12 protein-coding genes are annotated in these 11,999 nt (G+C 52.1%); 11 read left to right on the top strand and 1 reads right to left on the bottom strand.

Annotated elements, in window-relative coordinates; translation table 11 throughout:
• Positions 1-27 precede the first annotated feature (27 nt).
• The 11 genes from IE065_RS08830 to IE065_RS08780 all read left to right on the top strand — a co-directional run bounded on the left by IE065_RS08830 (position 28) and on the right by IE065_RS08780 (position 11,466).
• Positions 28-3,405 (top strand): hypothetical protein, encoded by a 3,378-nt coding sequence (locus IE065_RS08830; RefSeq protein WP_189514123.1) that lies wholly within the window; start codon positions 28-30, stop codon positions 3,403-3,405.
• A 463-nt stretch (positions 3,406-3,868) separates the two neighbouring features.
• Positions 3,869-4,816, top strand: a complete 948-nt coding sequence (locus tag IE065_RS08825; RefSeq protein WP_189514120.1) for a hypothetical protein — start codon at positions 3,869-3,871, stop codon at positions 4,814-4,816.
• Positions 4,817-4,858: 42 nt separating this feature from the next.
• The gene (locus tag IE065_RS08820; protein WP_189514117.1) at positions 4,859-5,140 is read left to right on the top strand and encodes a DUF3634 family protein; all 282 of its coding nucleotides are present in this window, start codon (positions 4,859-4,861) and stop codon (positions 5,138-5,140) included.
• Positions 5,141-5,251: 111 nt separating this feature from the next.
• Positions 5,252-5,419, top strand: coding sequence for a hypothetical protein (locus IE065_RS08815; RefSeq protein WP_189514114.1), 168 nt, complete (start codon positions 5,252-5,254; stop codon positions 5,417-5,419).
• Positions 5,410-6,423, top strand: a complete 1,014-nt coding sequence (locus IE065_RS08810; protein WP_189514110.1) for a permease — start codon at positions 5,410-5,412, stop codon at positions 6,421-6,423. Before IE065_RS08815 ends, IE065_RS08810 begins: the two co-directional genes overlap by 10 nt.
• A gap of 29 nt (positions 6,424-6,452) precedes the next feature.
• Positions 6,453-6,800 (top strand): hypothetical protein, encoded by a 348-nt coding sequence (locus tag IE065_RS08805; protein ID WP_189514107.1) that lies wholly within the window; start codon positions 6,453-6,455, stop codon positions 6,798-6,800.
• Positions 6,801-6,928: 128 nt separating this feature from the next.
• On the top strand, positions 6,929-7,321 hold the full coding sequence (locus IE065_RS08800; protein ID WP_189514104.1) for a hypothetical protein: 393 nt from the start codon (positions 6,929-6,931) through the stop codon (positions 7,319-7,321).
• 64 nt (positions 7,322-7,385) lie between these two features.
• Entirely contained in the window at positions 7,386-8,072 is a 687-nt protein-coding gene (locus IE065_RS08795) for a sulfite exporter TauE/SafE family protein (RefSeq protein ID WP_189514101.1), read from the top strand.
• A gap of 90 nt (positions 8,073-8,162) precedes the next feature.
• Positions 8,163-8,963: a DeoR/GlpR family DNA-binding transcription regulator gene (locus IE065_RS08790; RefSeq protein ID WP_200163366.1), complete on the top strand. Its 801-nt coding sequence runs from the start codon at positions 8,163-8,165 to the stop codon at positions 8,961-8,963.
• 30 nt (positions 8,964-8,993) lie between these two features.
• Positions 8,994-10,406, top strand: a complete 1,413-nt coding sequence (locus IE065_RS08785) for a rhamnulokinase (RefSeq protein WP_189514098.1) — start codon at positions 8,994-8,996, stop codon at positions 10,404-10,406.
• Between the two features lie 181 nt (positions 10,407-10,587).
• Complete coding sequence (locus IE065_RS08780; RefSeq protein ID WP_189514095.1) at positions 10,588-11,466, top strand: hypothetical protein; 879 nt, start codon at positions 10,588-10,590, stop codon at positions 11,464-11,466.
• Positions 11,467-11,472: 6 nt separating this feature from the next.
• On the opposite strand, the gene IE065_RS08775 is transcribed toward IE065_RS08780, so the two are convergent.
• On the bottom strand, positions 11,473-11,970 hold the full coding sequence (locus tag IE065_RS08775; RefSeq protein WP_189514093.1) for an NUDIX domain-containing protein: 498 nt from the start codon (positions 11,968-11,970) through the stop codon (positions 11,473-11,475).
• Between the last annotated feature and the right edge of the window lie 29 nt (positions 11,971-11,999).

Here is an 11,999-nt window from a genome sequence, read left to right as displayed (position 1 = left end):
CGTCACCATTGTTAACCCTAGTTGATCATGAATCAAATGATACCACGTCGCCTGATGGCGGTTGCTTGTTGTGTGTTGTTATCTCCGGTGGTATGCTCCGCCGTCGATGTATTAGTTAATCCCGGCTTTGAAGGTGGCACTTCGAATTGGCCTGGGATTTCTTTAGAGACCACTGAGGTCTACGCCGGAACCCAGTCTGGTCGCATTAATCAGACTTTTTACTTCAAACAGATCATACAATATATTGATTGTGAGCCTGGCCAGATTGTTTCTTTCGGTGGCTATGTGAAGTGCGAAGACATCGTGATGGGTGGCGCTGGCATTCGTGTGAAATTTTATGACGCCAGTGATCAAGAGATTTCGACTGTTGGGGCTGGAGGAGTTTCCGGAACTACGAGCTATACGTCTTGCGACAGTGGTGGCGTGCTTGTGCCGGTCGATACCGATTACGCCAGCTTGCAACTATATGTTGGTAAAAGCACATCGACGTACGGTGTTGCCTATTTCGACGAACTTTACTTCGATATTTTCGCACATAAGGCTGTGACGGTGAACTCCAATGGCGGATTCGAGAATGGTCATTCCGGTTGGTATAAGGGACACGCGAGTCTCGTTACCGGAGCAGATGCTTATGAGGGCAACAATGCCTCAGCCATCACACATGGAACATTCTGGAAACAGTCCTGGTATGAATTCTCCTGTGACCCAGCCAAGGAGTATGCCTTATCTTTCGCGGCAGCCTCTGATTCCGCGACTTCTAGTGGGCTGATCCAAATGCGCTATTATGATAGCAGCGGTACGCAAATGAGCACCGATCATTTTCTTACACTGACGGGCACCAATCCCTACACTGTCTATTATGCGGATGGTATCTACCCTCCTTCAGGTGCGACGACTGCACGGTTTTATTTCGCAGCAGCTCAGCCGGGAACCGGCATGTCTTATCTGGACGACGTGCTGATAACAACGGACGCCACGGGGCTTGTTTCACCCTCATTCATTAACCAGCAATTGACGAGTATTACGCCTGATGCCGGCTTCGAAGGCGGTGTGTCAGATTGGAATGGCGGTGTAATTGTGGAAACAACGGCCGTCGCTGTCGGGGCGCAGGCTGGGAAGTTTAATGGCGCTAGCTTTTACAAGTCATATGACCACGACTTGATTCCGGCCACTGAGGGTAAATATTACTCGCTGTCTGTTTTAGCATCCATTGATAACATCGTGGTTAGCCCGACGATGAACATCGGGTTCTATGCGGCTGACGGCACGACTAGATTGGGTGGCACGAGCACAATTTTCGATATTGAGGGCACTATGCCATATCGGAAATTTTCCAGTCCCTATGAACTCGCGCCTACAGGCACAGTTTACATCAAGATCGGCATTTCGATGCCGAAGGACAACCCGAGCAGCAAGCTCTTCTTGGATGAGGTTCATGTTTATGAATCGCAAAACCTGCCTGTCCGTACGGTGCCAACTTATCAGTCGGTGAGCGTATATGTAAGCCGTGAGGCGCAGGTGAGCGATGAGGTCGCTCACATCTACTATCGTGCGGCGGGGGAAACGATATGGAACGAAGCTTTTGAGCCGGTCTATGACGATACTCGCGGTGAATACCGTGGCAGTGTAGTCGGCCTTGAAGAAGATACCGATTACGAAATTCAGGTGGTTCTCGAAGCAAACGGGACTGTTCTGGAAGAAGCTGGATCGGCAGTGACGACTTGGTCCTCGACACCTCCCATTGCCGAGACCATTACCGTGGCGAGCCTTTACTCCAGCGGCCAGTTGTTGATTGAAGACCTTCATGGTGAGCCTGACGGATGGATCAAAATCACTGGCACAGGTTCAAGCGATATTGATGGCGGTTATGCCAAGAATATTGCCGTGCTGATCAAGAACAGCAGCTATCTTATCCTAGAGAACATCGACATTGTGGGCGGACGTCGCCATGCCGTTCAGGTGCTTATGTCGGACAATATTCGCTTGGTTAATTGCGAAATGTCTGGTTGGGCGCGTGAGCCTAATTATCAGGGAGGGGTCTATTATTATGAGACCTTGGCCGACAAAAATGCGGGTAAGAAGAAGGCGATCAACAAGGATGCCGCAGTCCACCTTTACCAGAGTTCGCGTGTTACTGTGGAACGCTGCTATATGCACGATCCCCGGGCGATGGCGAACAATTGGGAAGGTAACAAGCACCCGATGGGCCCCAGTGCGATCTATGTGCAGAATGTCTCAGGTACTTATGCCAAGATTATGAAGGGCAACTTCGTGGTCCGCTATAATGACATGATCGGAAGTGACGAAATTCGCTGGAACGATGTCATTGAAGGTGAAAACAATAACAGCCAATACGGCTCTTTCTACCGCGACACCGATGTCTATGGCAACATGCTGGCCTTCGCTAATGACGACGGGACGGAGATGGATGGCGGTCAAATGAATACCCGTTACTTCGGAAACCGGATTGAGAGCTGCTTCGTCGGCCTGAGTTTGGCTCCATGTAGTGTGGGTCCGTCCTATGTCTATCAAAACCTTCTTTTCAACTCGGGTGATGATCGTGATAGCTGTTATGCCGTGGTGAAGCTGGGGGGGGGGCCGACCTATTCAAAAGGTAAGAGCTTCTTCTTCAACAACACCATTAATGCACGAGGCAATGGCCTGACGGGTGTTGGCTTTGGGGATGATGGTGACACACCGCGCAAACTCTTCCTAGGGATGAGCCGCAACAACATCATTCGCTGCCTTACCTCACATAGTAACTACGACCGGCCAATTGCCGACATCGTGCAGGATCCGTGGAATAGCTTCGACTACGACAACCTCTCCTCGGCTGGTCTATCCAGTGCGCATGTGGTCTACGCGGCGACACAAGCTGGGTATGGCGGCATTGCAATGGAAGCTAATGGCACGCTCGACGATGCTCCGACCTTTGTAAATGAGGCAGTCGGCGACTTTCGTTTGGCCAGTGGCTCTGCTGGCATTGACGACGGTCTGGCGATGTTCAACTTCGCCGATATTTATGCGGGGGACAATCCAGATCAAGGTGCGATTGAGTATGGCGACAGTTCGCTGTTTCCGATTCGTCCGATTGCGATCACCGCAGATAAATACTTCGTCCAGCTTACTGGTGTTGCTGGTGGTGCGACCACACCAGTGGATGTCGTGCTGACGACTGGTGCGCTTGGCGGTTCGTTGGATTACGTGATCCGGATGAATGACACCGTTGACTGGTTGAGTGTGACTCCAGCCACTGGCACTCTCTCCTCTAGTAGTACGAAGACCTTGACCTTCACCCTGCTGACTGCGGGTCTGAGCTCGGGTGATCGTCTAGAGGCAACCATCCTCGTTAAGCTGGAAAATGGCTTCTCGGTGCCAATCACGGTCAATGCTACGGTGCCTTAAACCCAGGCTTTAACTCTTCAACACGCCCCGGATGTGAATTACGTCCGGGGCGTTTTTTTGAAACGCTGAGCCGTCGGGGGGGGGGGGGGGGGGGGGGGGAGATGGAGAAAGTGAAAAAAATGAATCAAAGAACAAAAAGCCCGCTCGGCGTCGGTGAGACGTCAGTTAGGCAATGCCGACTAATCGGACGATTTTCTGAATGAACATCAATCATACCACGTATCGTCTCATCTGACAATGACTCCATTGGCTTGGTTGGCTCCACTGGTTCAGTTGGCTGGGTTGGGTAGGTTTTTTTCTGATTATGGACTGATCGATGTTATTTAATGGCTTTAGGTGGTAAAAAATAGCGGTCATTGGCTCTGGTTATTGCTTGTTCGTAGAGAATCAAGTGATTGACGGCTTGGAGGGCTTCGTTCATGACAATATTCGCGAAAAACACAGCCGATAACCACCTACTTGCATGGCCCATATCATTATCGAAAAAGCGAGCGACGACTTGCGCGCGACTCGCAGCACTACTTTATACGTCTTGGCGGCATGTCTGGTGATTTTTGCCTTCAACTGGAAGTATTTCTACAACATGGCAACGGGGCCTTATTCGCTGGGCAGGGTTGACCTGAGTAATCCGGGAGCAGTGCAGTATGTGGAGGCGGATGCTCCGTTTCTAAAGGTTGGCTCAAAAAATCTGGCGCTGGGCAAAGATGGTGCGGTCGATACTGGTGCGGAGCTGGGCTCCTACCTCGTTTGTCCGGTGGGCACGCGCATGTTGCTGGTCTATGTGGACAGTGATTTTGAGGGGGATCATGTATCGGGGCGCCTTACTGATATTCCAGATGACTTTAAGGAGCAGGCTGCTGAGACGCCAGCGCTCTACCCCGTGATGCTGGATGGTTATGTGAATTATGCCTTGAGCCCGAATCTATTTCTGTTGGTAGCGATGGTGGCCTTTGTCGTATCATTAATTCTCTTAGTGGGGCAACTCATTCGCGGGCCAAACCCGGAGAAGCATCCGTACATTCGCCGACTGGCCAAGTCGGGCATCAGCCCCATGACTGTCGTGCGGGGGATCGAGGCCGACATGGCGGCTGACACAACGTTCTGGGATGACGATCCCATCTTTTGCTCAGAACGATGGATCGTATTTCTCCATAACGGGTTGAAGATCTACCCACGCTCTGAGTTCATTGGCTACGGGGTCGAGGCTAAAGAAGGTGCCGAGCATCTGGAGGTTTACATCCGGGGCAACGCCAGCGCTGACACTATTTTGCTGGGCCGGTCCAGACTCAAGTCCTCGCTTGCCGTCCTGAAGGAAAGGCTACCGCATAAATTCATCGAAGATGTCAAAGCCTACAATAAGCTTTGGAATGCAAAAAATCCCCCGGCCCCGAGCGCTGCTAATGGAGCCTAGAAGAATGGGTGTTTTTTGTAGGCAACTTCCGAGCGTAGTGGGATGAATTTGCTCCTCACGGTGAAGCGATTGCTCTCTGGTGCCGTCTTTGCGGTGGGGGTCAGTGGGGGCGTCATGCACACCAGTACGCCGTGTCCGTTACCGTCTGAGTTTTTGGCTGCGGTTCGGGAAAAAGTTGAGCGGGGCGAATTGCAATCAGGGGTGATTTATGGCGTGAAGCAGCGCGGCGGATTGACCCTTAAGTTTTCCATGGGTTTCCCAGCGCCCGCCCGTCAGCCATTGCTCAATGTCTGGCATGTTTATAAGTCGCGCTACGGAATTTAATCATGGCACGCGAAAAATACGCTTGACTGTATATGCATATGTGGGAATATGCATGTGTTGGAATTGATTCAGCACTGTGCTGGCGATTCATCACACCCAATCAATACAACCATGCCGACGGAAAAAACAAGTGACCAAGCAAAGGCTTCGAAACCAGAAAAGCCGAGCGTCTTCCAACGCATCGTTAGCAAGCTCGACGATAAAATGAAGGCAAAGGCTGATGCCCAAGCTAAGAGCAGTTGCTGCTCCGATAGTAAAGACGGCGGAAAATGCTGCTAAAGCTAACCGATGTCTTGATTTACGAATGGATCGGCCTCGACCCGGAATCCCGATTAGTCGGGGCGATCCATTTTTTTATTTATGATTCGCTGAAGATCTTCCTGCTGCTGGCGGTGATGATCTTTGTAATTGGAGTGATCCGGACTTGGCTGCCTGAAGATCGGTTGAAGCGGTGGATGAGCCAAGGCGGGCTCTGGGGCAATATGGTCGCGGCGATTTTCGGTGCACTGACGCCATTTTGCTCGTGCTCGTCGATCCCGATTTTCATCAGCTTACTCAAGGCTGGTGCACCACTGGGGGTGACATTTTCTTTTCTGATCACGTCGCCCATTATCAATGAATACCTGGTGATTCTGATGATCGGCGAATTTGGTGTTCCAATCACGGTGGCGTATGTCGTTACGGGGTTGATCATCGGTGTGGCCGCAGGTGCCATCTTGGGGCGGATGAAGCTGGAGCGTTATTTAGAAAACGACATTCTCGGTTCGACGGTTGAGACCAAAACCGCCGTTTTCACTACTTTCGTGAGCCGTGTTCGTTTTGGCTTCAATGAGGCCATTAGCGTCATTCGGCAAATTTGGATTTGGGTGCTGGTCGGGGTGGGCATTGGTGCCTTCATCCACAATTATGTCCCGCAAGATGCGATACAGGACTTGATTGCGAAGACGGGCGTGTTTTCGGTGCCGATCGCGACGCTGCTTGGAGTGCCGATGTATGGCAGTTGCGCAGCGATTGTGCCCGTGGCGGTGGTGCTCTTCGAGAAGGGGATTCCACTTGGGGCGGCGTTATCCTTTATGATGGCGATGGCGGCGTTGAGCTTGCCCGAGGCTATTATGTTGCGGCGAACAATGAAACTGCCGCTGATCGCACTGTTTTTCGGTATCACCGCGTTGGGGATTATGGCAACGGGCTACTTGCTCAATGCTTTGTCGGGCGTGTTAATCGATAACGCGTCTCCTACGGAAGATCCGCCCATTGTTATGGAAATCGACGTTAGGGAATAAATTAGTTCAGGGGGTCTCTTACTGGTATTATGACTATTTTACCTCAGTATGAACCTAATGAAGATGTTTCGATACTGTCTTACTATAAGAGAGCCATTCGCGAAGTGATTTCGGATGACAATGAGTCCTTCATCTGGAAATATTGTCAGCTGATTCCGTCGGTGCTGAACCGTTTCAGAGTGCGGCTGAAGTATGCCAGCGATCTAGAAATCGCTGAGCATTACGCTTCTCTGGTGGATGAGCTGGTCCAGTGCTATGTCGATTTCCGGTCCTTCCAAGATGATGATACTGCAGATGTATGCATTGGTTTAAGGCTGCAATGGCGTTTGCTGAATGAAATCAAGCATCCTGACCGTAAGCTCACGCAATTGTGCTGATCGGCGCCAATATTTGCCTACTAAACAGAACCTTTTGGCCTGGGGAGTAAGTGGGTTATCAAATCGGTATGAATACATCGAAGACCTGATAGGTTATTTTGACGATAAATGGCATAATGACCCTAGTTATGAATGCGCCACACATCAACAGCTTATCATATTCGGAACTGCTTGGTCAGGAGATCCGTTGCGTTATAACGGATGACAACGAGGACTTCATCCGCACGTATTGTGGGTTGATTCCTGATGTTGTCGCGCGATCTATATGGCGTGTACGACGATTGGCACCCACCAAGGTGGTCATGGTTTACGCAGACCTAGTGCGCGAATTGGCACTTTGCGCCGAACAGATCGGCGGATTCAAAGACAATAAGATCGCCAGCATCTGCGTAAATATAAGGCTCCATCGGCGATTGGATCAACTGATGACAAGCAGGGCAAAACATCAGGAGGAAAGCCCTGTGGTCACAGAGCCCAAGCCAACGAAGCCCAAGTTCAATCCCGTCCGCAAAGTCGCGTAGCAGGTTCCGCCTTTTGTATTTGTCCATTGCCTGAAGGCGAGATTTTCAGATTCTCGTTGGGGTCATGCTTTCTGCCGCCCTGATCGATAGCGCTTCCGCCGCCTTTGTTGCTGGCCTGATTACCAGTCCGCATTGTGTGGGCATGTGTGGACCGATCGGCTGTGCAACACTGCCTTTGGGGCAGTCAGAAAGCTCGCTGGCCTGGGCAACTGCCAGCTATCACCTGACCCGTGCGTTGTGTTACATGACGATTTGCCTACTGGCGGGCCTCATCGGGAGTCCGGTTTTAGGGGCTTTTGGTGCTGCGCCAGCCCGTATCTTGCCTTGGCTGATGATCGCCATGATGCTAACCGTGGCCTTTCGTTTGGATCGTTATTTCCCCAAGCCAAAGAGATTGGGGGGGCTTTTTCAAAAGCTCAGCCGTCGCGTTCGCAATTTGCCGCGCTGGCTGCTTGGGGCTGGCTTAGGTGCGGTGACTCCGCTGCTGCCCTGTGGCCCGCTTTATCTGATTTTTACGGTGGCGCTGTTTTCGGGTTCCTTGGTGCGTGGGGCAGAGATTGGGCTGGGTTTCGCCTTGGGGACGATTCCGCTGCTCGCGCTGGCCCAAGGCGGCTACTTCCGCTATCAAGGCAAGATCTCGCCTAAAGTCTTACGGTGGGTGCAATGCGGGTTCGCGCTTGTCGCGGCGGGGTTGATCAGTTGGCGTATGATCGCCAGCGATGGCGCTTTCGGAGATCAATTTTGCCACTGAGGCATCCGCTTGAATCGCCATCTTTCAAATTTTTTCCACCGACATCGGTGCCGCTGGAAGCTTTTGCCAGCTTTTGGTTGATTTTGGTCTATGAGCCATCTAGTTTGCTTGGAAAACGAAAATCCCATGACGAACAAGCAACGCCTCGACGAAATCGAGAAATTTATCCGTGAACACAAGTATGCGGATTTGCATACTTTAGGGACCAAGTTTGACATTAGCTTGTCGACTGTTCGACGCGCGCTCAATGAGCTGGAAGTCAGCGGCGTCATCCGGCGTCATCATGGCGGCGCGAGCTTGGTGGATGAGGACACCGGTTCGAGCGACTATGACTTTATCACGCAAGATGACCGCCATTCCGAGGAAAAATACCGTATCGCTGAGCGCGTGGCTTCGCGAATTGAGTCAGGGATGACCGTCATTATTGACGGTGGGACGACGAGTTATGCGGTCGCCAAGCTTCTCACCGAAAAACGCTTAGTCATCATCACCAACAGTTTACCGGTCGCGGCGCTGTTTAGCGAAGTAGGCTCTTGCGAAACGATTGTCACCGGCGGCACGGTTTATGCGCGGCTGGGGATACTCTATGGGCCGACCTGCGAGCAGGCGCTCGGGCAAGTCCATGCGGACATGGCGATCTGCGGTGGAGCGGGCATCACTGAGCAAGGTATTTGGAATACCAACTCATTCATCGTCTCTTTCCAGCACCGAATGATGGAGTCCGCCGATCGCACTTTTTTTGTTTTGGACAGCAGTAAACATGATCGTCGGGTTTTACACCTGACAACGCCTTTTAAGCCCAACATCACTGTTGCGACCGATGCCCCGCCATCCGCTTCTCTGGCTAAGGCAATGAAGGACCAAGGTGCTGAGTTAATTGTTGCCCGGTAATTGCTTTCTTAACCCCGTAACCGACCCCTTATGAAAAAGACGCATTGCGCCGCCATTGACCTTGGTGCCACAAGTGGGCGTGTGATCGTTGGTGCCTATACCGCCGAATCGCTCGAACTAACGGAGGTGCATCGCTTCCCCAACGCCTTTCATCGGCTGAACCAGCATGAATACTGGGATTTGGGCGGCTTTGTCAGCCACATCCGCAAAGGCCTGACAGAGGCCAAAAAACTTTTCCCCGATCTCGTTTCCTGTGGTGTGGATACCTGGGGCGTGGATTATGCATTACTCGATAAAGACGGACGGCTTGTCACGCCGGTACACGCCTACCGCGACGCGCGCACTGAGCCACTTCGTGACAAGCTTATCGCCAGTGGAGACGACAAAAAGCTCTACGAATGGACGGGCTTACCGTTGATCAATTACAACACCGTCATCCAGCTTTCCGAGTCATTGGCTGCTTTTCCGCACCTGCGCGAAGCAGTGGACCGCTGCCTGCTTTTGCCGGATTACTTTAACTACCTGCTGTCGGGAAAAATGGTGAACGAGGTCTCCATTGCGAGTACCGGCCAATTGCTGGATTTGACGACGGGAGGCTTCTCTCAAGAAACCCTAGACTACTTCGGCATCCCGCAAAAATGGTTCCAAGGGCCAGCCAAGGCGGGCATGAGTTTGGGCAAGGTCCGCGATCTCACCGGTTTGGAAGATATCGATGTGATCCTTGCGCCGGGCCACGATACGTCTTGCGCGTTCGAGGCGATTCCGCGCATTGGCAACGACCTGTTCGTTTCAGCGGGCACTTGGTTGCTGGCTGGCGGACTCACGGCCCAGTCTGCATCTGGCGATGTTGCCTACGAGTTGGGTGTTTCCAACGAGCGTGACGGGCAGGGCGGTTATCGTCCTAATAAAATTCTGCTGGGCCTTTGGTTGCTGGAAAAAGTGCTCCCGTACTTCAGTGGTAAGCCGACCAACGACGCCGAGTGGGCCGCCCTCATCGAGCGGGCAGATGATGTAGGGCGCGCGGAAATACTCATCGACACCGTTGACCGCTCACTCTTCAACCCAGAGAATATGAAGGAAGCCATCGACGCTAATTTGGCGCACCAGGGTGGTAAGCCTCCTGCCGATCTCCCGGGCTACGTTAGCCTGATTTGTGATTCACTCGGTGCCAGTGTAGCGAATACCGTGGACAAATTCTGCACGCTGACGGGGGAAGTTTTTGACAACATCATCGTCGTTGGCGGCGGCTCGAAGAACCGTTTGCTTTGTCAGCGGATTGCAGACTTTGCGGGTATTCCGGTGACCAGCTACAAGCTTGAGGGGACGACGGTGGGCAATATTGGCTATCAGTTGCTTGGCTTGGGCGTCATCGATTCGCTGGATGAATTCCGCCAAGTAGTAGCGCGCGACATTGCGAAGCATAGCTATCGACCTATCAGTTGAGGCCATCTCTAGTTGATTGAGGCTTTGGATCCCCCCCTATGCTAGAAGAGAGGGCCGGATCGTCGTGGTTTTCCGTAGTGAATCTCATTCAATTTCGGCATATTAATTGTCTTATTCGGATAGCGTGTGGGTTTTATGTCTTCCGGGTTGACTCTGGTGTTGTGCGTGCAAGCTTGTTGGCGTGCCACGCGCTCGCTATAAGAAACGTAAATCACCATGGTTCACGGCCCTCGTGGCGGTGATTATTTTGGTGATGCTGGTCGCCGTTGTCATTGGAGCTTTATGGATGAAAAGCCAGTGGAACGGTGATGTTAGTCAACAGATCGTTGATGAGCCTCTTGGGTCTTCCAGCGTAGAAACCAAGCTGACCTATAATAAGCCGCCGACGAGCTTAGCTCAATTATTGGAGCGCTATGCTGCGGTGCAAGGTGGGCCTGAAAAAATCAAAGAAATTCAGAGCCTTCGCTTGTCCGGAAAGCTTCTCCAAGAGGGGAAGGAATATGAATTTAGCCAGGTCAAGCGCGTACCTAATCGCAGCCGAATCACCATTGGGAGCGAGGAGCAAACCTTGTCTACCTACACCAATGGTAGTGAAGTGTGGCGGATCTACCAAGACTATCCAGCGGTTTTTCGGGTGAGTGGAGATGAGGCCGAAACCGCTAAAAGGAGCGCCATCATCCTTAGCCCTCTATGGACGGAGCGTGACCGCAAAGACGTGCTGACTCTACTTCCAGATGAACCGCTCGATGGCGTCATGCATCATCGGGTCGAGCTCGCGTATCCGGGTGAGACGCCGACAATTTTCTGGATCAACCCTGAGACCTATTTGGAAAGTCAAACGGTGACTCAGCGCTCGACGGGCGAGGAGGTGGTGACTAAGTTTAGCGATAACCGCAAGGTAAGCTGGCTGATGATCCCCTACGTCGTGGAGGTGTTCGTGGATGGCAAAAAAAACACCGAGATCACACTGGACAAGGCGGATCTGAACATCGGCCTGTTTGATTCGTATTTTGATCCTCCGGAAATGACCGAAGAGTGGCCACCAAAGCGCCGCCGCTAACTAAATTTAGTTAATGTCGCCGAGGTAGAGCGGATCAACCGTTAGCGAGTTTTCGCGGACGAATTCCAGGATTTTGCGTGGGTAAAAATTCATTTGAGCAAGCTCTTTGAGCGGAAGCCACTCCACACCGATCTGGTTGCGGTCTCCTGACAGATTCTCGTCGATGTGGGCGCTCTCTTGCAAACGGCAGTTAAAGACGACTTCCAGCTGATGGAAATGCCGATGCCGACTGGCGAAAGAATGATTGCGGCCAATGTATTCGCGAACGTAGGCCACGGTTTCCACGATAGGTTCCAAGCCCAGTTCTTCACGGCATTCGCGTAGGAGAGACTGCACTAGCGTCTCGCCGTGGCGCTGGCCACCGCCGGGTAGAATATAAAAAATTTCGTCTTCGCGCGGGCGCTTCATCTTAATCGCCAGAAGCTTGTCATGTTGGATGATCAAGGCCCGTGAAGCACTCCGCACAGTGCGGGGTATGGGAAAGAAGTTCTCGCTGGCGGACATGTGGGCACTGTCTACGCCAGTCGTGTCGC

Origin of the sequence: Cerasicoccus arenae, from assembly GCF_014651635.1 — a bacterium.
In the GTDB taxonomy this organism is placed as follows: Bacteria; Verrucomicrobiota; Verrucomicrobiia; order Opitutales; family Cerasicoccaceae; genus Cerasicoccus; species Cerasicoccus arenae.
The sequence above is the reverse complement of the archived record's forward strand: the minus strand, read 5'-3'. Positions and strand labels throughout refer to the sequence as shown.

What these genes read in the sequence shown, in the direction of transcription:
- IE065_RS08820 (WP_189514117.1), top strand. Translation starts at nt 4,859, where the DNA reads ATGAATTTGCTCCTCACGGTGAAGCGATTGCTCTCTGGTGCCGTCTTT.
- IE065_RS08800 (WP_189514104.1), top strand. Translation starts at nt 6,929, where the DNA reads ATGAATGCGCCACACATCAACAGCTTATCATATTCGGAACTGCTTGGT.
- IE065_RS08775 (WP_189514093.1), bottom strand. Translation starts at nt 11,970, where the DNA reads ATGTCCGCCAGCGAGAACTTCTTTCCCATACCCCGCACTGTGCGGAGT.
- IE065_RS08795 (WP_189514101.1), top strand. Translation starts at nt 7,386, where the DNA reads ATGCTTTCTGCCGCCCTGATCGATAGCGCTTCCGCCGCCTTTGTTGCT.
- IE065_RS08830 (WP_189514123.1), top strand. Translation starts at nt 28, where the DNA reads ATGAATCAAATGATACCACGTCGCCTGATGGCGGTTGCTTGTTGTGTG.
- IE065_RS08810 (WP_189514110.1), top strand. Translation starts at nt 5,410, where the DNA reads ATGCTGCTAAAGCTAACCGATGTCTTGATTTACGAATGGATCGGCCTC.
- IE065_RS08790 (WP_200163366.1), top strand. Translation starts at nt 8,163, where the DNA reads ATGAGCCATCTAGTTTGCTTGGAAAACGAAAATCCCATGACGAACAAG.
- IE065_RS08825 (WP_189514120.1), top strand. Translation starts at nt 3,869, where the DNA reads ATGGCCCATATCATTATCGAAAAAGCGAGCGACGACTTGCGCGCGACT.
- IE065_RS08785 (WP_189514098.1), top strand. Translation starts at nt 8,994, where the DNA reads ATGAAAAAGACGCATTGCGCCGCCATTGACCTTGGTGCCACAAGTGGG.
- IE065_RS08815 (WP_189514114.1), top strand. Translation starts at nt 5,252, where the DNA reads ATGCCGACGGAAAAAACAAGTGACCAAGCAAAGGCTTCGAAACCAGAA.
- IE065_RS08805 (WP_189514107.1), top strand. Translation starts at nt 6,453, where the DNA reads ATGACTATTTTACCTCAGTATGAACCTAATGAAGATGTTTCGATACTG.